At 74.6% G+C, this 21,729-nt stretch carries 18 protein-coding genes; 9 read left to right on the forward strand and 9 right to left on the reverse strand.

Features of this window, described 5'->3' with window-relative positions:
* Window positions 1-87 precede the first annotated feature (87 nt).
* The 7 genes from AB0F68_RS08595 (at window position 88) to AB0F68_RS08625 (ending at window position 7,869) form a co-directional block, all read left to right on the forward strand.
* On the forward strand, window positions 88-537 hold the full coding sequence (locus AB0F68_RS08595; RefSeq protein WP_357334709.1) for a hypothetical protein: 450 nt from the start codon (window positions 88-90) through the stop codon (window positions 535-537).
* A 62-nt stretch (window positions 538-599) separates the two neighbouring features.
* Window positions 600-764, forward strand: a complete 165-nt coding sequence (locus AB0F68_RS08600; protein ID WP_091316921.1) for a DUF4177 domain-containing protein — start codon at window positions 600-602, stop codon at window positions 762-764.
* A complete protein-coding gene (locus AB0F68_RS08605; RefSeq protein WP_262282657.1) occupies window positions 761-1,222 on the forward strand; it encodes a RidA family protein in 462 nt (153 codons plus the stop codon). The genes AB0F68_RS08600 and AB0F68_RS08605 overlap by 4 nt, the downstream gene beginning before the upstream one ends.
* 117 nt (window positions 1,223-1,339) lie before the next feature.
* Window positions 1,340-2,167, forward strand: coding sequence for an MBL fold metallo-hydrolase (locus AB0F68_RS08610; RefSeq protein ID WP_357333996.1), 828 nt, complete (start codon window positions 1,340-1,342; stop codon window positions 2,165-2,167).
* Window positions 2,164-5,745: an adenylate/guanylate cyclase domain-containing protein gene (locus AB0F68_RS08615; protein WP_357333998.1), complete on the forward strand. Its 3,582-nt coding sequence runs from the start codon at window positions 2,164-2,166 to the stop codon at window positions 5,743-5,745. The genes AB0F68_RS08610 and AB0F68_RS08615 overlap by 4 nt, the downstream gene beginning before the upstream one ends.
* Window positions 5,746-5,853: 108 nt before the next feature.
* Complete coding sequence (locus tag AB0F68_RS08620; RefSeq protein WP_357334000.1) at window positions 5,854-6,324, forward strand: hypothetical protein; 471 nt, start codon at window positions 5,854-5,856, stop codon at window positions 6,322-6,324.
* 30 nt (window positions 6,325-6,354) lie between these two features.
* Entirely contained in the window at window positions 6,355-7,869 is a 1,515-nt protein-coding gene (locus AB0F68_RS08625; RefSeq protein ID WP_357334002.1) for a serine/threonine-protein kinase, read from the forward strand.
* On the opposite strand, the gene AB0F68_RS08630 is transcribed toward AB0F68_RS08625, so the two are convergent.
* Entirely contained in the window at window positions 7,856-8,320 is a 465-nt protein-coding gene (locus tag AB0F68_RS08630) for a hypothetical protein (RefSeq protein WP_357334004.1), read from the reverse strand. The genes AB0F68_RS08625 and AB0F68_RS08630 overlap by 14 nt on opposite strands.
* A 254-nt stretch (window positions 8,321-8,574) precedes the next feature.
* Here AB0F68_RS08630 and AB0F68_RS08635 point away from each other — a divergent pair, with 254 nt between their 5' ends.
* Both AB0F68_RS08635 and AB0F68_RS08640 read left to right on the forward strand, forming a co-directional pair.
* The gene (locus AB0F68_RS08635; RefSeq protein ID WP_357334006.1) at window positions 8,575-10,359 is read left to right on the forward strand and encodes an alpha/beta hydrolase; all 1,785 of its coding nucleotides are present in this window, start codon (window positions 8,575-8,577) and stop codon (window positions 10,357-10,359) included.
* A gap of 253 nt (window positions 10,360-10,612) precedes the next feature.
* Window positions 10,613-11,818 (forward strand): GH25 family lysozyme, encoded by a 1,206-nt coding sequence (locus AB0F68_RS08640; protein ID WP_357334008.1) that lies wholly within the window; start codon window positions 10,613-10,615, stop codon window positions 11,816-11,818.
* Window positions 11,819-11,907: 89 nt separating this feature from the next.
* On the opposite strand, the gene AB0F68_RS08645 is transcribed toward AB0F68_RS08640, so the two are convergent.
* From AB0F68_RS08645 to AB0F68_RS08680, 8 genes are read right to left on the reverse strand one after another with little or no spacing between them, the layout of a single operon-like run.
* Complete coding sequence (locus AB0F68_RS08645) at window positions 11,908-12,624, reverse strand: hypothetical protein (RefSeq protein WP_357334011.1); 717 nt, start codon at window positions 12,622-12,624, stop codon at window positions 11,908-11,910.
* A gap of 45 nt (window positions 12,625-12,669) precedes the next feature.
* A complete protein-coding gene (locus tag AB0F68_RS08650; RefSeq protein ID WP_357334013.1) occupies window positions 12,670-13,833 on the reverse strand; it encodes an acyl-CoA dehydrogenase family protein in 1,164 nt (387 codons plus the stop codon).
* Window positions 13,830-15,788 (reverse strand): biotin carboxylase N-terminal domain-containing protein, encoded by a 1,959-nt coding sequence (locus AB0F68_RS08655; RefSeq protein WP_357334015.1) that lies wholly within the window; start codon window positions 15,786-15,788, stop codon window positions 13,830-13,832. Before AB0F68_RS08655 ends, AB0F68_RS08650 begins: the two co-directional genes overlap by 4 nt.
* A gap of 10 nt (window positions 15,789-15,798) precedes the next feature.
* Window positions 15,799-17,400 (reverse strand): carboxyl transferase domain-containing protein, encoded by a 1,602-nt coding sequence (locus AB0F68_RS08660; protein ID WP_357334018.1) that lies wholly within the window; start codon window positions 17,398-17,400, stop codon window positions 15,799-15,801.
* Complete coding sequence (locus AB0F68_RS08665) at window positions 17,397-18,536, reverse strand: acyl-CoA dehydrogenase family protein (RefSeq protein ID WP_357334020.1); 1,140 nt, start codon at window positions 18,534-18,536, stop codon at window positions 17,397-17,399. The genes AB0F68_RS08660 and AB0F68_RS08665 overlap by 4 nt, the downstream gene beginning before the upstream one ends.
* Window positions 18,533-20,215 carry an acyclic terpene utilization AtuA family protein gene (locus tag AB0F68_RS08670; RefSeq protein WP_357334022.1) on the reverse strand — a complete coding sequence of 561 codons (1,683 nt, stop codon included), beginning with the start codon at window positions 20,213-20,215 and terminating at the stop codon, window positions 18,533-18,535. The genes AB0F68_RS08665 and AB0F68_RS08670 overlap by 4 nt, the downstream gene beginning before the upstream one ends.
* Window positions 20,212-21,006, reverse strand: a complete 795-nt coding sequence (locus AB0F68_RS08675) for a TIGR03084 family metal-binding protein (protein ID WP_357334025.1) — start codon at window positions 21,004-21,006, stop codon at window positions 20,212-20,214. Before AB0F68_RS08675 ends, AB0F68_RS08670 begins: the two co-directional genes overlap by 4 nt.
* Before the next feature lie 16 nt (window positions 21,007-21,022).
* Window positions 21,023-21,661 carry a TetR/AcrR family transcriptional regulator gene (locus AB0F68_RS08680; protein WP_357334026.1) on the reverse strand — a complete coding sequence of 213 codons (639 nt, stop codon included), beginning with the start codon at window positions 21,659-21,661 and terminating at the stop codon, window positions 21,023-21,025.
* Between the last annotated feature and the right edge of the window lie 68 nt (window positions 21,662-21,729).

Consider the following 21,729-nt stretch of genomic DNA (forward strand, 5'->3'; position numbering starts at 1 on the left):
TCGTCGCGACGCGGGGGCCGGACCGGGCGTGGGTTCCGAGCCGGATGGTGGGTGACTGTGAACAGGTACGACGCCCGGAGGCAGCGGATGCGCGACGCGGAGAACATTCCCCGAGCCCAGTTTCCCCCCGGCGAACGGGCCGGACGGCCCGGCGACGCCGAGGGGCCCGGTACGGGAGCGCCGTTCAACGAGCGGTCGTACCGCCCGCCGGCCGAGGTGCTCCGCGGCCCGGTCCGGCCGACCGGGCGGGGCCGGGACGAGGAGGAGCCGGGCTACGTCATCCACCTGCCCGTCCGGGTCCCCGACCTGGCCGCGGCCACCGCGCTCGCCGGCACCGTGGCCACCTCGCTCGGCTTCCTCACCGAGCTCGACGCCGGGGAGACCACCGTCTCCACGGCCGACGACCAGAACAACCGGCACCGGGTCTTCTGCGACCTGCTGCTGCCCGACCGCACCCGGTGCCCGCAGCGGTACGAGCACGAGGGCCCCTGCGGAGAGCCGTCCGGTACGCCCGAGCAGCGTCCCGCGTCCTCCTGACAGCGCCGGACCGTAGGCTGTGCCTGACCGAAGTCCATGCCAGGCAAGGGAGCCTCTACCCGATGCAGAAGTGGGAATACGCCACGGTCCCGTTGCTGGTCCACGCGACCAAGCAGATCCTCGACAACTGGGGCGAGGACGGCTGGGAGCTGGTCTCCGTGGTTCCCGGCCCGAACCCGGAGCAGCTCGTCGCCTACCTGAAGCGGCCGAAGGGCGCAGGCGCATGAGCAACGGACCGCACGCGAAGCTCGCGGAACTCGGCCTGACCCTGCCCGAGGTGGCGTCGCCGCTGGCCAGCTACGTGCCGGCCGTCCAGTCCGGGCAGCACGTCTACGTCTCCGGCCAGCTCCCGATCGCCGAGGGCAAGCTGCTCGCCACCGGCAAGGTCGGCAACGGCGTCTCCGCCGAGCAGGCGAAGGACCTGGCGCAGCGGTGCGCGCTGAACGCGCTCGCCGCGATCGACTCGCTGGTCGGGCTGGAGAACGTTGTCAAGATCGTCAAGCTGACCGGCTTCGTGGCCAGCGCGCCCGGCTTCACCGGCCAGCCCGGCGTGGTCAACGGCGCCTCCGAGCTGTTCGGCGCCGTCTTCGGCGAGGCCGGCCGGCACGCCCGCAGCGCGGTGGGCGTGGCCGAGCTTCCCCTCGACGCCCCCGTCGAGGTCGAGGTCATCGTCGAGGTCGCCTGACGCTCCGTACCCGCGATCTTGCGGTTCCGGGCGGGCAGACCGCCCGCAAGGGGACATAACCCGTGACGGAACCGCAAGATCGCGGGGAGCGGCGGGCGGGGTCGTACGATCGCTGCCATGGGGCCTGTGACCGGAGCCGCCGGAGCGCTCGCGGACGAGCTGCCGGAGTGGGTGACGCTGGTGCGTGCCCCGAATCCGGGGCCGATGACGCTCGACGGCACGAACACCTGGGTGCTGCGCGCCCCCGGTGCGGAGCACGCCGTGGTGGTCGATCCCGGTCCGGCCGACGAGGAGCATCTGGCCGCGCTCGCCGCCCACGGCCCGGTCGGCTTCGTGCTGATCACCCACGGGCACGCCGACCACACCGAGGGCGCGCCGCGGCTGAGCGAGCTGCTCGGCGGGGCGCCGGTCCTCGCCGTCGACCCGGCGTACACGGTGGGCGGCCCGCCGCTGGCCCCGGACGCCGCGCTCGACAACGGCCTGGAGATCCGCCTGCTGAGCACGCCCGGGCACACCGCAGACTCGGTCTGCTTCCTGGTCGGGCACGGCGACGAGCGGGTCGTGCTCACCGGTGACACCATCCTGGGGCGGGGCACCACCGTGGTCGCCCACCCGGACGGGCACCTCGGCGACTACCTGGCGAGCCTGGAACTGCTCGCCACGTACCGGGGGATCCCGGCGCTGCCGGGGCACGGCCCGGCGCTCGCCGACTGCGGCGCGGCGGCCGAGTTCTACCTGGCGCACCGGCGGGCCCGGCTCGACCAGGTCCGCGCGGCGGTCGCCGCCGGCGCGACCACCGCGCCCGAGGTGGTCGAGCGGGTCTACGCGGACGTCGACCGGTCGCTGTGGTGGGCCGCCGAATGGTCGGTCCGGGCCCAGCTGGAATACCTCGGCGTGACGCCTCGGGAATCCGACGCGGGGGCCGCGGGGTTGGAGCAACCGTGACCTGCCCGGTGTGTGGAACCGTCGCCGTGCCGGGCGCGCGGTTCTGCCACAACTGCGGGGCCGCGCTGCCGGCCGCCGCCACGCTGCCCGCCGCTGAGCGGCGGGTGGTCACCGTGCTCTTCGGCGACCTCTCCGACTTCACCTCCTGGTCCGAGGACCTCGACCCGGAACGGGTCGGCGCGGTAACCGACCGGGTGCTGGCCGCCCTGGCGGGCGCCGTCAAGACCTTCGGCGGGCACGTCGACAAGCTCACCGGCGACGGGATCATGGCGGTCTTCGGCGCGCCGGTGGCGCACGAGGACGACGCCGAGCGGGCCGTCCGGGCCGCGCTCTCCATGCAGCGGGCGGTCCGCCGGGTGCTCGACGACGAGCGGGGCGGCGGCGCGCCGCTCGGCCTGCGGGTCGGGCTGAACACCGGCGACGTGATCGCCGGCATCCAGGCGGCGATCGAATACACGGTCATCGGCGACACGGTCAACACGGCGGCCCGGCTCGCCGACGCCGCCGCCGTCGGCGCGGTCTACGCCGGCGCGCGCACCTCCGCCGCCACCCGGCACGTCGCCTCCTGGCGGGCGCTGCGCCCGCTGCGGCTCAAGGGCAAGCGCGAGCCGGTCGAGGCGTACGAGCTGCTGGGCCTGCTGGACGCGCCGGGCACCCGGTCGGGTCTCGGTGACGAGGCGCCCTTCGTGGGCCGGGAGACCGAGATCGGCCGGATCGCCGGCCGGCTCGCCGAGGTGATCGACCGGGCTGAGCCGCGGGTGCTGCTGATGACCGCCGAGGCGGGGATCGGCAAGTCCCGGTTCGCCGCCGAGGTGGAACGCCTCGCCGCCGGCTACGACGTCGGCGCCGGCCGGTACGCCGCGCACACCGGCGCCCGGGTGCTCTCCGTCCGCTGCGCCGCGTTCGGCGAGCGGCGCCGCCTCGCCCCCCTCGCCGACCTGGTCCGGGCCGCGGTCGGCCTGCCCAACGACGCGGCAACCGCGCTCACCCGGCCGGCCGTCGAGGAGCGGCTGCGCCGGCTCGGGCAGCGCCTCGCCCGGCTCCCCGGCGACCCGCCCCCGCTCGCCGTGGATCAGCTCCTGGCCCTGCTCGGCTATGCCGAACTCCCCGCCGCCAGCGAGAACGGCGAGTGGAACGCCGCCGCGCCGCCGCCGGACGCCGAGGCGGTGCCCAACGCGGTCGCCGAGCTGCTCAGCGCGCTCGCCCAGGAGGCGCCGCTGGTGATCGTGGTGGACGACCTGCACGACGCCACGCGCGAGACGATCAAGGCGCTCGCGCTCACCCTCAACCGGCTCAGCGGCCCGGTGCTGGTGCTGCTGCTCGGCCGGCCCGAGCTGGTGCGGACCGCCGGCGCGCTGACCCGGGTCGCGGACGCCGAGGTGCACGCCCTGCCCCCGCTGCGCGGCGCCGACGCCTCCCGCCTGCTCACCAGCTACCTGAGCGGCGGCAAGCTGTCGCCGGCCGACGCGGACCGGCTGCTCGCCACCGCCCAGGGCAACCCGTTCTACCTGGCCGAGCTGGTCACCCTGCTGATGGAGCGCGGCGCGCTGACCGCCGGCCCGGGGCGGGACGCCAACGTCGGCTGGCGCCTCGCGCCCGGCTCGCTGGGCAGCCGGCTGCTCTCCCGGGACCTGGCCGCCGTGCTGGCCGCGCGGATCGACGCGCTGCCGCCGGACGCCCGCTCGGTGCTGCGGGACGCCGCGGTGGTCGGTGACACGGTGCCCGCCGGCGCGCTGGAGGCGCTGCGTGAGCAGCGCGTCGGGCGGGACGGCCGGCCGGCCGCGGTGGCCGCGGTCGAGCTGGACCGGGCCGTGGAGGAGCTGCTGCAACGCCGCATGCTGCACCGCACCCGCACCGGGTTCGCCTTCGCCACCCCGCTGATGCGGGAGGCCGCGTACACCGGGGTGAGCAAGGCCGAGCTGGCCGAGCGGCACGCCGCGCTGGCCCGCTGGGTCGCCCCGGAGAGCGCCGACGGCGCCACCACCCTGCCGGGCGGGTTCACCGAGTCCGCCCGGGACGACTTCGTGGCCGAGCACGTCGAGCGGGCCGCCGCGCTCGCCGACGCGGTCAAGCTCCGCCCGGACGCGCCGGCCCGGGCGGTGGCCCCGCTGGGTGTGGCCGCGCTGGGCCGGGCCGCCCGCCGCGCGCTGCGGTCGGGGGAGCCGGCGCTGGCCGTCGAGTACGCCGAACGCGCCGCCGAGCTGGCCCGCGACGGGGTGCCGCTGGCCGACCGCGTGGTGCACGCCCGGGCGCTGCTCCAGATCGGCCGCCCGACCGACGCGCTCGCCTTCGCCGAGAAGATCGCCGCCAACGCCGGGGACGCGGCGGCCACGCGGACCAGCGCCCTGCTGCTGGCCGGGCAGGCCCACCAGACCCTGGGCGACGCCGCCCGGGCCGAGCGGAGCTGGCAGGAGGCGTTGCAGGTGGCCACGGAGGCCAACCTGCCGACCATGCGCGCCTCGGCGATGCGCAGGCTGGGCATGGCCGACTTCATCGCCGGCCGGCTGGGTCAGGCGAGCAGCCGGCTGGCCGCCTCCTACCAGGTCAGCCTCGCCGCCAAGGACCCGCGCGGGCAGGCCTGGTCGTTGCAGAACCTGGCCTGGGTGACCACCACCCGCGGCGACTTCGCCGGCACCGACGCGGTGCTCGGCCGGGCCGCCCGGCTCTTCGCCGAGCTGAAGGACCCCTACGGGCGGGCCTGGCTGCGCGGCACCACCGCGTTCGCCCGGCTGCTCGCCGGCCGGCTCCGCGAGGCGTGCCGGATGGCGCAGGTGTTCCTGCCGTTCGGCGAGCGGGTCGGCGAGGCGTGGGCGGTGGGCACGCTCCGCGCGGTCGAGGCGTACGCCACCGCCGAGCTGGGCGACCTGGCCGAGGCGGACCGCGCGGCACGCCGGGCGTACCGGGAGTTCGCCGAGGTCGGCGACGACTGGGGGCAGGGCTTCGCGCTGGTCGTACGCGGGGTGGTGGCCCGCGGGCTGGGCGAGCCCGAGCACGCCGCCGACCTGCTCACCGACGCCCTCGCCTACGCCGACCGCACCGCGCACCCGCTGCTGACCGGAATGGCCGGGACGATGCGCGGCTTCGTGGCGCTGGACATGGGCGACGCCGCGACCGCCGAGCGGGAGGCCCGGTCGGTGCTGACCACCGTAGAGCCGCACAACCCGCAGGCCCCCGCCCAGGTGGCGCCCCGGGTGCTGCTCGCCATGGCCCGGCTCGCCGCCGGCGATTCGGCGACCGCGGTGGGGCTGCTCGCCCCGGTCGCCACCACCGCCGCCAACAGTCCATCGCTGCTCTTCTCCCGCCGGCAGACCATGGCCCGGTACGCGTCCGCGCTGCTCGCCCACGGCCAGCGCGAGCAGGCGCTGGACTGGGCGCAGCGGGCGGTGTCCGCCCCGGCCGAGGACGTGCGCAGCCAGGTCATCGCGCGGATGGTGCTGGCCGAGGCGCTGGCCGCCTGCGGCCGCCCGGCCGAGGCGCTGGCCAGCGCCGAGGAGGCGGTGCGGCTGGCGTACGCCACCGAGCAGCGCAGTGAACGGGCGGTCGCCGACGCGCTCCGCGCCCGCCTCGCCGGCGGCTGATCCCGCCGCCGGTTCTGCCGGTTCCGGGGATGTGCCCGTCGGAGGGGGCGGTTAGCGTGGAGGGCGAGGGGCCGCGCACGTCGACGGCCGCGGCCTGGGGGAGGAACGATGAGGCTGCCGCGCTCCGGCGCCGGCTGGACGATCGCGGTCTTCGGGCTCCTGGCGCTGCTGCTCGGCGCGCTGGGGCTGATCTGGCCGGAGACGCAGCTGCGCCTGCTCGGCTTCGAGGTGCCGGCCGAACGCGCCCCGGGTGACTACACCGGCACGTTTCTCACCGCGTCCTCGATGGCCTCCTTCAACATGGGCGTCTACTACCTGCTCGCCGTGGCCACCGAGTGGCGGCCGTTCTACCGGTTCACCGTCTGGTTCCGGCTGGTCACCTTCACCGTCTTCAGCATCGCGGTGCTCTCCGACGTCGCCCCGAACCGGTTCTTCGGGGTGGCCGCCTGGGAGGGCCTGGGCGCGGTCGCGACCGCCGCCGGCCTGTGGTGGGACGCCCGCCGGGCGGCCGGGTCGGGTGCGGCGGACGACACGGTGGCGGGCCCGGACCCGGTGCCGGCGACCGACGCGGTGCACTGAGCGACCGGGACCGTTGGGTATTTTCGAGCCGTGACCGAGACCCCGCCCGGCGCCCTGCGGCTGCCCATCGTGCCCGGTCTGACCGACCTGGAGGTCTTCGCCCGGGGTGGCTACGCCACCGTCTACCGGGCCACCCAGATCTCGGTGGGGCGCGAGGTCGCGGTCAAGGTGGAGAACCGCACGCTGGACAGCGATCGGGACCAGGCGCGCTTCCTGCGCGAGGCGCGGGCCGCCGGCAAGATGTCCTCCCACCCGCACGTGGTGGACCTCTTCGACGTCGGGGTCACCGTCGACCAGCACCCCTACCTCATCATGGAGCTCTGCGACGGCTCGTACGCGGAGCGGATGCGCAGGAGCCCGTTGGGCGCGGTCGAGGCCCGCGACCTCGGCGTGAAGATCGCCGACGCGCTGGCCCATTCGCACGCGGCCGGGGTGCTGCACCGGGACGTGAAGCCGGCCAACATCCTCTACTCGCACTTCAATCCGGCGGTGCTGGCCGATTTCGGGCTGGCGGTGCTGGCCGAGGTGCGCGACGCCTCGGTCACGCTGGAGGTGCTCACCCCGGCGTACGCGCCACCGGAGATGTTCAGCCACAGCCCGCCCAGCCCGGCCGTTGACGTCTACGCGCTCTGCGCCACCCTCTACGCGGTGATGCACGGCCGCCCGCCGCGCTGGCAATCCGAGCGCAACCCGAGCCTCGTCACCGTGCTGGAGATGTTCCAGCAGCCGATCCCCGGCCTGCCCGGGGTGCCCGACGAGATGGTCGACGTGCTGCGGCTGGGCATGGCCAACGACCCGGGCGAGCGTCCCTCCGCCGTGGAACTGCGGGGCATGCTCGCCGCGCTCCCGCTGGACCCGGGCGCCGCCCCGGTGAGCGGAGCGCCGTACCCGGGGGCCCCGATCAGCGGCGGCCCGACCACCGGCAACCCGCTGGCCCGCACCGGCCGGCCGAGCCCGCGGCCCCCGACGGAGGACGTCCACCCGACCGTGCCGACCCGCGGCCGGCGCTGGCCGCGCCGCTGGTTCCTCGGCGGGGCGGGGGTGCTCGCGCTCGCCGCCTCGGCCGGCGCCGGCGCCTGGCTGGCCGGCGGCGCGCCGACCGTGGTGTCGCCGACGCCGGTGGCCACCGCGGCCGAGCCGTCCGGGGCGAGGCTGCTGCCCGGCTGCGCGGCGGGCGACGTCCGGCTGCCGGCGGGCGCCCACTGCGCGTCCGAACTGGAGTGTTACGGCCCGGTGCGGCTGCGCCGCGAGCGGGCCGAGGCGCCCCGGGTGCCCTGCGACGGCCGGCACACCTGGGAGACCTACGCCGAGGGCTTCCTGCCGGTCGCGCTGGCCGGTGCGGGCCACGACGCCGTCGTCGCCGACCCGGCCGTCCGGCAGGTCTGCAGCGTCAGCACGTTCCGGCTGGTCAGCGGCATCCGGCAGGTGACCGGCTGGAACCTGGAGGTGCTGCCGCCGGCTGGGACGGACCTGGACCGCACCTACCGGTGCCTGGCGGGGCGGGGCGTGGACGCGCTGGCCGCGCCCACCCTCATCGGTCGCTGACCCCGTTCGCCGTCCGCTGCTCCCGCACCGTCCGCGGGTCGAGCGCCCCCAGCGTGTCGGCGTCCACCGGGTAGCCGCCGCCCGGCGCCCGCAGTTCCCGGACCGCCCGCGGGTCGAGCGTCTCCAGCGTGTCGGCGTCACCCGCATAGCCGCCGGGCGTGCGCAGCCGGCGGACCGCCCGGGGGTCGATCGCCTCCAGCGTGTCGGCGTCCACCCCGTGCGCGGCGGGGGACGGCCAATCCTCGGTCGGGGCGTCGGCGCTGCGCGGGGCCTGCCGGGCGGCGGTCACCGTCACCCCGGCGACCATGCCGAGCAGGACACAGACCAGGGCCAGCACCACCGACAGGATGCCGGCGGGGCGCCACACCACCAACGTCGCCAGCGCCGCCACCGCCGCCAGCGACGCGAGGACGGCCTTGACCCGCGCATCGGGCTTCGGGAACGAACTCACCCGACAAGCATGGCCCAGGGCGTCGCCCTGTCAACCGCCGGACCCGGACCGCTTCCGGTCGGACGCGTTCCGTGGCGGGCTCACCCTCCAGGCTGGAGGGCCAAAAGCGTCGATCAAGAAAAATTCGTTACATCAATCGGCAATCTGTCGCCTCTGTCCCCGTTTGGCGGGCTGCTTCGGTTGGTCGTGATCCCTAAAGTGACGAGGGTCGAGGTCTCCTCGACGGACCCCGTTCCCCACCGGAAGGCAGCCACATGCCACGTGCAATCCGGTCCCTCACCGCAACAGGGATCGCCGGCATCGTCCTCGCCGGATCGGCGGTCGCGCCCGCCGCGGCCGCGGCCCGCACGCCGCAACCGCCGGCGTACGACCGGACCAGCGCCGCCGAGGCGCGCCGGGTCGACCGCGTGCCGACGCCGAAGCTCGACTGGTACGCCTGCTACGACTACGCCGAGTGCGCCACGGTCCGGCTCCCGCTGGACTACGACAACCCGAAGGGCGCCACCACCGAGGTGGCGGTGCTCCGGGTGAAGGCCCGCGACCAGCAGCACAGGATCGGCAGCCTGTTCCTCAACCCGGGCGGCCCGGGCGGCTCCGGCACCAGCATCGCGCTCGCCGCGCCGTACTTCCTCGGCGACGACCTGCTCGACCGCTTCGACATCGTCGGCGCCGACCCGCGCGGCGTCGCCTCCAGCGACAACGTCAGGTGCTTCCCGTCGGTGAAGGACCAGACCCGGGCGTACGCCGGGCTGAACGTCGCCTTCCCGTACACGAAGGCCGAGGAGAAGGCGTACGTCGCCGCGTCGAAGGCGGTCGGCAAGGGCTGCTCGACCACCGGCAAGCCGCTGACCGGCGCGGCATCCACGGCCGAGGTGGCCCGCGACATGGACGTGCTGCGCCGCGCGCTCGGCGACAGGAAGCTCAGCTACCTCGGCTTCAGCTACGGCACCGCGCTGGGGCAGTACTACGCGAACATGTTCCCGGACCGGTTCCGCGCCCTGATGGTCGACGGCGTGCTCAACCCGAACGCCTGGGTCGGCCAGGGCAGGGCCCGCAACCAGCTCCAGGAGACCCGGCTGCGCAGCGCCGACGGCGCGTACCGGGCGCTGCACGAGATCCTGGTCCGGTGCGCCAAGGCCGGCGCGCAGAAGTGCACGCTGGCGTCCGGCGGCGACCCGGTCGCCGCGTACGAGACGGTGGCGCAGCGGCTGCGCAAGAAGCCGCTGGTGGTGGACGACCCGGACCTCGGGCAGTTCACCGTCAGCTACGCCGACTTCGTCGGCGCCACCCTCAGCTACCTCTACGACCCGAGCGGCTGGCAGTACATCGTGGACCTCACCGGTGAGCTGCTGGTGCTGACCGACCCGGCCGCCACCGCGTCCGCCACGGCGCAGGCGCGCGCCGCGGTGGCCCAGCGGGCCGCCCAGGCCCGCCGGCAGCACGCCTACGACTTCCCGTACGACAACGGGCTCGAGACGTTCCTGACGGTGGACTGCACCGACGCGTACCACCCGAAGAGCGCGGACGCCTGGCCGGCGCTGTCGGCCAGGGAGGACAAGAGGGCCCCCTACTTCGGCCGGGCCTGGGCCTGGGGCACCGCCCCCTGCGCCCGAAACACCTGGACGGTGCGGGACGAGGACGCCTGGACCGGCCCGTTCAACCGGACCACCGCCGCCCCGGTGCTGGTGGTCGGCAACTACTGGGACCCGGCGACCAACTACCAGGGCGCGGTCAGCTCGGCCCGGCTGCTGCCGAACAGCCGGTTGCTGAGCAGCGACAGCTGGGGGCACACCGCCTACGGCACCTCGGCGTGCGTGACCGGCGCGGTCGACGCCTACCTGCTCAACGGGACGCTGCCCGCCAGGGGCACGGTCTGCACCGGTGACGCGCAGCCCTTCCAGGACGAGCCGGCGACCGCCCGGGCGGAGGCGTCGAAGAACGCGCTGGCCCGGGCCGGCGAGCCCGGCCGGGGCGAGCCGAAGCGGCTGCCGCCGGTGGTCGCGCCGCTACCGGCGGTCGGCACGCTGACCGTCCGCTGACGGACCCCCGGGGTACGGCGGGTGATCGGGCCCCCGCCGTACCCCGGGCTCCCGTCAGACGCCTGGTCGCGGCGGGACACCGCGCAGCCGGTTCGGCGGTTAGAGTACGGACGCACACCGCCGCGGCCGATCCTGGGCCGAAGGCGAAGAGTGATTCCGCCGCCGTGATCCGCCCCCTGGCGACCGGCGGTCCTCGACCTCCCGACCAAGAGGATTCCCGACATCCATGTCAAGAAGATGGATCTCTGTCCTGATGTCCGCCGGGCTCGCGCTCGGCACGGCGCTCGCCACCGCACAGCCGGTCAGCGCGGCAGGCTCCGCTCCTGACGGTGGTGGACGGGCGAACGCCGGCGTCAAGCCGGGCGCCCGCACCACCTCGGCGTCCACGAGCGCCACCACCCCGGCCGGCTACACGGTCCGCGGCATCGACGTCTCCAGCCACGACCACAACCTCGGCCCGATCGACTGGCCGGCCGTGGCGACCAACGGCTACAAGTTCGCCTACATCAAGTCCACCGAGGGGCAGACGTACCGCAACCCCTACTTCGCCGAGGACTACGCGGCGGCCAAGGCGGCCGGCCTGCTCGTCGGCGCCTACCACTTCGCCCGCCCGGACGGGCGCGACCCGATCACCGAGGCCAACTTCTTCGTCGACAACGCGCAGTTCGCCAAGGACAGCCAGACGCTGGTGCCCATGGTGGACATCGAGTGGCCGTACTGGAGCGGCGCGCCGACCTGCTACGGGCTGACCACGACCGAGATGTCGAGCTGGATCAAGTCCTTTACCGACCAGGTCAAGTCCCGCATCGGCCGGCCGGTGATGATCTACACCAACACCAACTACTGGAACCCGTGCACCGGCAACAACGCGACGTTCGGTGCCAACCCGCTGGACATCGCCGGCTACACCACCACCCGCCCGCCGCTGCCGGCCGGCTGGACCACGGAGACCATCTGGCAGTACGCCCCCGGTGACCCCAGCCAGCCCGGCAACTACAGCCAGAACGTTTTCAACGGCGACTACGCGGCGCTCACCCGGCTCACCGGCGCTCCGGCGGTCGCGGCTCCGGTCGCCCTCCGCGCCCGGGTCAACAGCCGCTACGTGGTGGCCGAGAGCGCCGGCGCCAAGCCGCTCATCGCCAACCGGACCTCGGTCGGGCTGTGGGAGCAGTTCGACGTGGTCGACGCGGGTGGCGGCTTCGTCGCCCTCCGCGCGCGTGCCAACGGCATGTACGTGGTGGCGGAGAGCGCGGGCACCAAGGCGCTGATCGCGAACCGGACGTCGATCGGCGCCTGGGAGAAGTTCACCATCATCAACAACTCGGACGGCAGCATCAGCCTCCGGGCCAACGCCAACGGCCGGTACGTGGTGGCGGAGAACGCGGGCACCCTGCCGCTGATCGCCAACCGCACGTCGATCGGGCCGTGGGAGAAGTTCGACAAGCTCGCCACGTCCTGAGCCACCGCCGTTGCCCGGCGCCCTGACCAGGGGCGCCGGGCAACGGCATCTTCTGCGACAGTTGCGTCCCGCGCACCCGGGGCCGTTCGTCAGATTCCTTCCTCAGCCAGCGAGTCCCGCAGCAGGTCGGCCAGCTCGGCGGCCTTGGTCAGCTCCTCGCCGACCGGCGACTCCGCGAAGGCAACCGCGGCCACCCACAGCAGCCGCGCCGGCGTGCCGCCGCTCAGCCAGCCCGGCAGCGCCCGCTCCGTGGCCCCGGGCAGGCGCCCGCCCCAGGTCCAGGAATCGACCACCTCGGCCAGGTGCCGGGCCGGCTCCTCGCCCGGCAACTCCGCGAAGTCCGCGAGATACGCACCCACGTCGAGGTCGAGTTCCGCGACTGCCTTCAGCACGTCCCAGGCGGGGTTGGTGGACGGCCAGGACGTCAGGGTCCACCGCCACCAGGCCCGGAAGAAGTCCTCGATCGCGCTCCGCTCGGCGGGTGACCAGTCCCGCCAGCGCTGCTCGATACGCTGGGCCACCGTCTCCGGCGACCACCAGTTTTTCATCTCGCCGGTGGCGTACCCCTCCAGCAGCCGGGGCACCAGGTGCGGCAGCTCCGTCCCGTCGCCCCAGGTGCCGGGGTTGGACAGGTAGACCCCGAGCTGGTCGGGCGCGAGGTCGCGCAGCGGCGTACGCAGGAACTCGTCCACCTCGGCCGGGTCGACGCAGTGGTCGCAGGCCGTCGCCATGCCGGGCGGCAGGCGGTGGTGGGCGAAGGCGGTGTAGAGCCGGTCGGTCGCCCGCTCCAGGTCCGGTGGGAACATCCCACCAGTCTGGTTGCCACGCCCGCGGTCGTCACCCGGGATACGTCAGTAGGACTTGTCCTGGCCGAGCACGTGCTGGGCCACGAAGTTGAGGATCATCTCGCGGCTGACCGGGGCGATCCGGCCGGCGCGGACCGCGCCGAGCAGGGTGGCCACGCCGTACTCGGTGGTCATGCCGGCGCCGCCGAGCGCCTGGACGGCGGTATCCACGGCGAGCGCGGCCGCCTCGCCGGCCGCGTACTTGGCCATGTTGCCGGCGACACCGGCCTCCAGGTCGCGGCCCGCGTCGTAGAGGCTGGCCGCCTTGTGGATCATCAGCCGGGCGAGTTCCACCTGCACCGCGGCGTGCGCGAGCGGGTGGGCGACGCCCTGGTGCGAGCCGATCGTCCGGCCGCCCCACACCGTCCGGGTGGCGGTGTACGCGCTGGCCCGCTCGATGGCGTACCGGCCGGTGCCGGCGCCCATCGCGGCGACCGTGATCCGCTCCGGGTTGAGGCCGGCGAAGAGCGCCGGCAGCCCGGCGTCCAGTGACTCGCCGACCAGCGCGTCGGCGGGCAGCCGGACGTCGTCCAGGTAGAGCAGGAACTGGTTCTCCGGGGAGAGGATCTCCATGTCCAGCTGGGACTTCTCCAGCCCGGGTGCGTCGGTCGGCACGATGAACAGCGCCGGCTTCAGCTTGCCGGTGGCCGAGTCCTCGGTGCGGGCCACCACCAGCACGTGCCCGGCCTCGTCGACGCCGGAGATGTAGCACTTGCGGCCGGTGAGCAGCCAGTCGTCGCCGTCGCGGCGGGCCACCGTGCCGAGCCGGTGGAAGTTCGACCCGGCCTCCGGCTCGGTGATCGCGAAGACGATCTTCTGCGAGCCGTCGGCGAGGCCGGGCAGGTGGCGCTTGCGCTGCTCGTCGGTGCCGTGCTTGTTGATCACGGTGGCCGCGATGGCGGGCGAGACCACGAGCAGCAGCAGCGGGCAGCCGGCCGCGGCCAGTTCCTCGCAGACGATGGCCAGCTCGGTGATGCCGCCGCCTCCGCCGCCGTACTCGGTGGGGATGTTGACGCCCAGGTAGCCGAGCCGGCCGGCCTCCTGCCACAGCTCGGTGGTGTGCGCTCCGGCCTTGGCCTTCTCGACGAAGTAGCCGTGGCCGTACTTCCGGCCCAGCGCCCGGACGGCGTCGCGGAGCTGGTCCTGCTCGGGGGTGAGATCGAAGTTCATCGCGGGTCCTCCTCGGGGTTGACCACGGCCAGCACCGCTCCGGTGTCGACCTGGCCGCCGGCCGGCACCGGCAGCTCCGCCACCACGCCGTCGGTCGGGGCGAGCACGGGGTGTTCGAGCTTCATCGCTTCGAGGGTCAGCAGCAGGTCGCCGGCGGCCACCCGCTGGCCGACCTCGACGTGCACCCGGGTCACCGCGCCGGGCAGCGGGGCGAGCAGGGATCCGGCCGCCAGCTCGGCGGTGGGCAGGGGGAAACGCGGCAGCTCGGTGAGGCTCGCCGCCCCCTCCGGGCCGTCCACGAAGACCTCCGGCCCCACCCGGTGTACGCCGAACGCCCGCCGCACCCCGTCGACGTCCAGCACCACGCGGTCCGGGGCGGCCTCGACCAGGGCGACACCCTGCGACACCGAGCACTCGGCGAGCGCCTCCGTCCGGTCCAGCCGGTACCGCACCTCGATCTCGCCCCCGGGGCCGGTGAATCGGCTGACCTGCGGGAAGGCCGGCACGTTGCGCCAGCCCGAGGGCAGGCCGGCGAGCACGGGCGCCGAGGCGCGGCGGCCGGCGGCGCTCGCCAGCGCCGCGGCGAGGGCGGCCACGGGCAGCCGCTCCGGCGGGAGCAGCGGGGCGAAGACCTCCTCGTGCCGCTCCAGGAAGCCGGTGTCGGCCTCCGCCCCGCCGAACTCGCGGCTGCGCAGCACCCGGACCAGCAGGTCCCGGTTGGTGGCGACGCCGTGCAACTCGGCCCGGGCCAGCGCGCCGGCAAGGGCCCGAGCGGCCTCGGCGCGGGTGGGCGCCCAGGCGACCAGCTTGGCGAGCATCGAGTCGTAGTGCACGGCCACCGTCGAGCCGTCCCGCACGCCGGAGTCCAGGCGCAGGCCCTTCGTCGGGGCGAACTCGCCGGCCACCCCGGGGATCGCGAAGCGGTGCAGGGTGCCGGTGGCCGGGCGGAAGCCCTGGGCCGGGTCCTCGGCGCAGAGCCGCACCTCGATCGCGTGGCCGTCGGCCGGCGGGGTGGCCGTGATCGGCAGCGGTTCGCCCTCGGCGACCAGCAGTTGCAGCCGGACCAGGTCCAACCCGGTGACCGCCTCGGTGACCGGGTGCTCCACCTGGAGGCGGGTGTTCATCTCCAGGAAGTGGACCTCCCCGTCGGGCGCGAGCAGGAACTCGACGGTCCCGGCGCCGACGTAGTCGACCGCCCGGCCGGCGGCCACCGCCGCCGCGTGCAGCCGCTCGCGCACCTGCGGGGGCAGGACGCCCGGCGCCTCCTCGACGATCTTCTGGTGCCGGCGCTGGATCGAGCAGTCGCGTACCCCGAGGGCCACCACCGTGCCGTGGGTGTCGCCGAAGATCTGCACCTCGACGTGCCGGCCGCGCTCGACGTACCGCTCGATGAAGACCGTGCCGTCCCCGAACGCCGCGGCCGCCTCGCGGCGCGCGCCCGCGACGGCCTCGGCGAGCCCGGCGGCGTCGCGGACCACCCGCATGCCCCGGCCGCCGCCACCCGCGGCCGCCTTGACCAGCACCGGGAAGTCGGTCACCTGGTCGGCCTCGGTCCAGGTGGGCAGCATCGGCACGCCCGCGTCGGCGAGCAGGGCCTTGGCCGCCATCTTGTCGCCCATCGCGGCGATCGCCTTGGCCGGCGGGCCGACCCAGGTCAGCCCGGCGTCGGTGACGGCGGCGGCGAACTCGGCGTTCTCGGCCAGGAAGCCGTAGCCCGGGTGGACGGCGTCCGCCCCGGCCCGGCGGGCCGCGTCCAGGACCAGGTCGATCCGCAGGTACGTCTCGGCCGGCGTGTTCCCGGGCAGCCGGACGGCCAGATCGGCCTCGGCCACGAAGGGCGCGTCGGCGTCCGCGTCGGAGTGCACGGCGACCGTCTCCACGCCGAGCACCCGGCAGGTGGCGAAGACCCGGCGGGCGATCTCCCCCCGGTTGGCCACGAGAAGTCTGGTGATCACAGCTCGCCCCTCACATCCGGAAGACGCCGAAGCCGTCGGCGCCCTTCACGGGTCCGTTGTGGATCGCCGACAGGCAGAGCCCGAGGACGGTACGGGTGTCCCGGGGGTCGATCACCCCGTCGTCGTAGAGCCGGCCGGAGAGGAAGAGCGCCCCGGACTGGGACTCGATCTGCTGCTCGACCATCATCCGCATGGCGGCGTCGGATTCCTCGTCGTAGTCGCGGCCCCGGGCGGCGGCGGCCTGCCGGGCGACGATCGACAGCACCCCGGCGAGCTGCGCCGGCCCCATCACCGCCGACTTGGCGTTCGGCCAGGTGAACAGGAACCTCGGCTCGTACGCCCGGCCGCACATGCCGTAGTTGCCGGCCCCGTAGGAGGCGCCGAGGTTGACCGTCAGGTGCGGCACCGTCGAGTTCGACACCGCGTTGATCATCAGGGCGCCGTGCTTGATGATGCCGCGCTGCTCGTACTCGGTGCCGACCATGTAGCCGGTGGTGTTCTGGAGGAAGACCAGCGGGGTGTCGGCGGCGTTAGCGAGCTGGATGAACTGGGCCGCCTTCTGCGCCTCCTCGCTGAACAGCACACCCCGGGCGTTGGCCAGCACGCCTACCGGCCACCCGTGCAGCTCGCCCCATCCGGTGACCAGCGCGGTGCCGTAGTTCGGCTTGAACTCGTCGAACTCGCTGCCGTCCAGCACCCGGGCCAGCACCTCGCGCGGGTCGAATGGCACCTTGAGGTCGGCACTGGCGATGCCGAGCAGCTCGTCCTGGTCGTACTTCGGCGGCCGGGGGAACGGGTTGCGCGGCGGCGGGCCCTGCTTGCGCCAGTTGAGCCGGCGTACGCACTGCCGGGCCAGCCGGATGCCGTCCCGCTCGTCCTCGGCGAGGAAGTCGGCCAGGCCGGACTTCCCGGCGTGCATGGCCGCCCCACCCAGTGACTCGTCGTCGGTGACCTCGCCGGTGGCCATCTTCACCAGCGGCGGCCCGGCCAGGTAGACCTGCGACCGGTCCCGGATCATGATCGTGTAGTCCGACATGCCCGGCACGTACGCGCCACCCGCGGTGGCGTTGCCGAAGACCACGCTGACCGTGGGGATCTTCGCCGCGGAGAGCCGGGTCAGGTCGCGGAACACCCGGCCGCCCGGGATGAAGATCTCCGCCTGGGTGGGCAGGTCAGCGCCGGCGCTCTCCACCAGGTTGACCATCGGAAGCCGGTTGGCCAGGGCGATCTCGCCGGCCCGCCGGGTCTTGGCGAGCGCCCAGGGGTTCACCGCCCCGCCGCGCACGGTCGGGTCGTTGGCGACCACGAGGCACTCCACGCCCTCGACCACCCCGATGCCGGTGACCGTGCTGGCACCGACCGGGAAGTCCGTGCCGTACGCGGCCACCGGCGACAGCTCCAGGAACGGGCTGTCCGGGTCGAGCAGCAGCTCGATCCGCTCCCGGGGGAGCAGCTTGCCCCGCTTGTGGTGCCGCGTCACGTACTTCTCGCCGCCACCGGCGCGGGCCTGGTCGAGCGCGGTCTCCAGCTCCGCGAGGCGGTCCAGCAGGGCCGCCCGGTTGGCGCGGTGGGCCGGTGCGGCCGGGTCGATCGCGCTGTCGAGTGTGGTCAAAGGCCCATGCCCTTCGCGATGATCTCGTTCATGATCTCGGTGGTGCCGCCGCCGATGCCCAGGATCCGGGCGTCCCGGTAGTGCCGTTCCACCTCGGCGTCGCGCAGGTAGCCGAAGCCGCCGTGGAGTTGCAGCGCCGCGTCGACGACGAAGTCGCAGGCCGACACCGCGACGTTCTTCGCCATCGCCACCTCGGTCACCACGGGCTGCCCTCCCGCGACCCGCTCGGCCACGTCGTGCACGTACGCCCGGGCCGCCTCGGCGCGGGTGTGCATTTCGGCCAGCCGGTGCCGGACGAGCTGGCGGCTGGCCAGCGGGCGGCCGAAGGTGGAGCGGTCCCGGCACCAGCGGGTGGCCAGCTCTACGCAGCGCTGCGCCGTGGCGTAGGCCTGGGTGGCCAGGGAGAGCCGTTCGGTGGCGAACTGCTGCATGATCGCCAGGAAGGCGGTGTCCTCCGGGCCGATCCGGTTCGCCACCGGCACCCGGACGTCGACGAAGGAGAGCTCGGCGGTGTCCGAGCAGTGCCAGCCCAGCTTCTCCAGCCGCCGGCCGACGGTGAACCCGGGCATGCCCTTCTCGATCACGAGCAGGCTCAGCGAGCCCGAGCCGGGGAAGTCGGTGCAGACGGCGGTGGTCACGAAGTCGGACCGGACGCCGCTGGTGATGTAGGTCTTCGACCCGTTCACCACATAGTGCTCGCCGTCCCGCCGGGCGCAGGTGCGGATGCCCGCCACGTCGGAGCCGCCGCTCGGCTCGGTGATCGCCAGCGCGCCGATCATCGTGCCGGCGAGCGTCGGCCGCACGTACCTGTCGATGAGGCCCTCGTCGCGCGAGGCAACCATGTGCGGCAGCGCGATGCCGTGGGTGAAGAGCGCGGCGACGAGCCCGGACGAGCCGCCCGAGCGGATGATCTCCTCGGTGACCAGGATCGAGTCGAGCAGGTCCCCGCCGCTGCCGCCGACCGACTCGGGGAAGCCGATGCCGAGCAGCCCGATCTTCGCGGCGGTCTCGTGCAGCGACCGGGGCACTTCGCCGGCCCGCTCCCAGTCGTCCAGGTAGGGCAGGACCTCCTTGGTCACGAAGGCCCGGGTCAGCTCGCGGAGCTGCCGCCGCTCCGGAGTGTCCACGATGGTCACGACGGCACCCCCGGGGTGAGGTCGGCGGGCAGGTCGACGACCCGGGAGCGGAGCAGCTCGCCGAGCGCCTTGGCCTGCGGATCGAAGCGGGTGGAGGCGGCCACGCCCTGGCCGAGCAGCCCCCGGATCACGAAGTTGACCGCCCGCAGGTTCGGCAGCTCGTACCGCTCGACGGCCAGCGGAGCGGTCTCCGGCAACAGCTCGGCCAGCCGCGCGACGGTCAGCCAGCCGCGCAGCCACGCCCAGGTGGCGTCGGTACGGGCCCAGACGCCCAGGTTGGCGTCCCCGCCCTTGTCGCCCGAGCGCGCCCCGACCAGCTCGCCGAGCGGCGCCCGCCGGGTCGGCCCGGTGTGGCCCGGCGGCCCGCCCGGGTTCTGTTCGCCGGCCGGCGGTGCCGCGGTACGCGCCGGTGGGGCGATCGGCACCCGGGCGCCGTCCGGCAGGACGGCCACGTGCGCGACCGCGTCCTGCGGCACGGCGTCGGCGGTGAAGACCCCGTATGGGGTGGCGTCGCCGGGCAGGGTGGTCAGCGTGCAGCCCGGATAGGAGGCCAGTGCCAGCTCCACCGCGGCCGCTGAGAAGGCCCGCCCGGCCCGCGCCTTGTCGCCGTCCCGCAGGTGTACGTGCAGCAGCGCGCTCGCCGCCTCGGTGTCGGTGGCGTCCGGGTGGTCGGTGCGGGCCAGCGTGAACTCCAGCCCCTCCTTGCCGACCGCCTCCTCCAGCTGCCCCCGGACCAGCGCCGCCTTGGCCGGGATGTCCAGCCCGCAGAGCACGAACGTCATCGAGTTGCGGAAGCCGCCCAGGTTGTTGACGCCCACCTTGAGGGTGTCCGGCGGGGGCGTGCCCCGGACGCCGGAGACCCGCACCCGGTCCGGCCCCTCCTGGCACAGCTCCACCGTGTCCAGTCGGGTCACCACGTCCGGCCCGAGGTACGCGGGCCCGCCCACCTCGTAGAGCAGTTGGGCGGTGACCGTCTCGACGGTGACCGCGCCGCCCGTGCCGGGGTGCTTGGTGAGCACCGACGAGCCGTCGGCGTGGATCTCGGCGATGGGGAAGCCGGGGCGGTGCCCGCCGTCGGGCAGCTCGGTGAAGAAGCTGAAGTTGCCGCCGGTGACCTGCGCGCCGCACTCGATGAGGTGCCCGGCGACGGTCGCCCCGGCCAGCGCGTCGAGGTCGTCCCGGGCCCAGCCGAAGCGGGAAATGGCCGGGCCGACCGCCAGCGAGGCGTCACTCACCCGCCCGGTGACCACCACGTCCGCCCCGGCGTCGAGGCAGGCCGCGATCCCGAACGCCCCCAGGTACGCGTTCGCCGTCAACGCGTCCGGCCGGGCGAGGGCGTCGCCCTCGACGTACCCGATCCGGACGGTGAGGCCGAGCCGGTCGGCGAGCGCGCCGATCGCGGCGGCCAGCCCCGCCGGGTTGAGCCCGCCGGCGTTGGTGACCAGCTTGACCCCGCGCTCCAGCGCGATGCCGAGGGTGCCCTCCACTTGGCGCAGGAACGTCTTGGCGTAGCCGAGCGAGGGGTCGCGCATCCGGTCCCGGCCGAGGATCAGCATGGTCAGCTCGGCCAGGTAGTCGCCGGTCAGCACGTCCAGCTCGCCGCCGTCGAGCATCTCCCGCCAGGCGGTGAGGCGGTCGCCGTAGAAGCCGGACGCGTTGCCGACCCGCAGCGCGGTCACCGGGTCACCCCGCTGCCCGTCGCCTCCCGCTTGCCGCCGGGCGGCCCCGCGAACGCCTGGGCGATGTCCAGCCATTCGTCGGCGACCGGCCCCGTGGCGACCAGCGCCAGATCCGCGCGGTGCCGGCGCTGGATGACCAGCAGGCAGAAGTCGAGCGCCGGCCCGGTGACCCGGTCGGCCGCGTCCACCGGCCCGAAGGCCCAGGTGTCCCCGTCGGGTGCGGCGAGTTCGACACGCACCGGCGCCGTCGGCACCGCGCGGCCGTGGGCCGCGAAGCTGTGCCCGAGGGTACGGAAGCCCAGGTGCGCCACGTGCCGGAGCCGGGCCGTCGGGGCACGCCGGACGCCCAGCGCGTCGGCCACGTCCTCGCCGTGCGCCCAGGTCTCCATGAGCCGGGCGGTCGCCATCGAGGCGGGCGACATCCGGGTGCCGTACCAGGGCAGCTTCTCCCCGGTTGGGACGGCGGCGAGCGCCGTCGTGAGCGCGGCCCGGCCCGCCCGCCAGCGTGCCAGCAGCGCCGCGGCCGGGGCGAGGAACGATTCGGCGCCGTCCTCGACCAGCCGGGACGGATCCGGAGCGGAGGTGACCGAGGCGAAGAACGCCGCCGCGTCGGTCGCCGCGAGGTGGGCGACGTGGTCGGTCCAGGCCAGGTGGGCGATCTGGTGGGCGATGCTCCACCCGGGCGCCGGGGTCGGCCGCTCCCAGGCTTCCGGCGCCAGCGGTGCGACGAGCGCGTCGAGCTGCTCGGACTCGGCGGTCAGGTCCGCGAGCAGGGCTGTCAGGTCGACCATGGTGCCTCCGGGGGAATCAGTGCGGCCGCGCGCTCCCGGGCGTCGCGGCGTCGGGATTGAGCAGGGCGGCGAGCTGGCGCTTCCAGGTGTGCAGCAGGGCGGTGCGGCGGGTCGTGTCGTCGCTGAGCAGGTTGGCCACGCCGAGGCCGCGGAGCAGGTCGAGGGTGGCCTGCACCGCCTCGCGGACGCCGGGTCGCCGCTCGTCCACGCCGAGCAGCTCCACGGTGAGCCGGTGCATCTCCCGGCCGACCCGTGCTTCGAGGGGAACCAGGGCGTCGCGCAGCTCGGCGTCGGTGCGGGCGGCCACCCACAGCTCCAGCGCCGCGACGAAGAGCGGCCCGGTGAAGGCGGCGGCGAGCAGGTCGACCACCCCGTCGAGGCGCCGCGGGCCGGCCGGCAACGCCGCGGCCTCGGTGCGCAGCTCCACGGCCCGGCGCTCGGTGAGGTGGGTGACGGCGGCGGTGACCAGGGCCGCCTTGGTCGGGTAGTGGTGCAGCTGGGCGCCCCGGGAGACGCCCGCCCGGGCGGCCACCACGGTCGTCGTCGTGCCGGACCAGCCGTGCTCCACCAGGCACTCGACGGTCGCCTCCAGCAGCCGGGCCTGGGTGGCGCGGCTGCGCTCCTGTTGAGGGACGCGGGTCGATGCGGTGGGCACGGGGACAGCGTGCCGTCCCCGAAACAAACAGTCAAGCCTGACTTTTTCTGAGTCCCGATCGAGCGATG

Origin of the sequence: Micromonospora sp. NPDC023966 (assembly GCF_040639095.1) — a bacterium.
In the GTDB taxonomy this organism is placed as follows: Bacteria; Actinomycetota; Actinomycetes; order Mycobacteriales; family Micromonosporaceae; genus Micromonospora.

Bases quoted from the DNA above. Each gene is read 5' to 3' on its own strand.
- AB0F68_RS08605 (WP_262282657.1), top strand. From the start codon at position 761: ATGAGCAACGGACCGCACGCGAAGCTCGCGGAACTCGGCCTGACCCTG.
- AB0F68_RS08650 (WP_357334013.1), bottom strand. From the start codon at position 13,833: ATGAACTTCGATCTCACCCCCGAGCAGGACCAGCTCCGCGACGCCGTC.
- AB0F68_RS08645 (WP_357334011.1), bottom strand. From the start codon at position 12,624: ATGTTCCCACCGGACCTGGAGCGGGCGACCGACCGGCTCTACACCGCC.
- AB0F68_RS08675 (WP_357334025.1), bottom strand. From the start codon at position 21,006: ATGGTCGACCTGACAGCCCTGCTCGCGGACCTGACCGCCGAGTCCGAG.
- AB0F68_RS08640 (WP_357334008.1), top strand. From the start codon at position 10,613: ATGTCCGCCGGGCTCGCGCTCGGCACGGCGCTCGCCACCGCACAGCCG.
- AB0F68_RS08595 (WP_357334709.1), top strand. From the start codon at position 88: ATGCGCGACGCGGAGAACATTCCCCGAGCCCAGTTTCCCCCCGGCGAA.
- AB0F68_RS08620 (WP_357334000.1), top strand. From the start codon at position 5,854: ATGAGGCTGCCGCGCTCCGGCGCCGGCTGGACGATCGCGGTCTTCGGG.
- AB0F68_RS08610 (WP_357333996.1), top strand. From the start codon at position 1,340: ATGGGGCCTGTGACCGGAGCCGCCGGAGCGCTCGCGGACGAGCTGCCG.
- AB0F68_RS08600 (WP_091316921.1), top strand. From the start codon at position 600: ATGCAGAAGTGGGAATACGCCACGGTCCCGTTGCTGGTCCACGCGACC.
- AB0F68_RS08635 (WP_357334006.1), top strand. From the start codon at position 8,575: ATGCCACGTGCAATCCGGTCCCTCACCGCAACAGGGATCGCCGGCATC.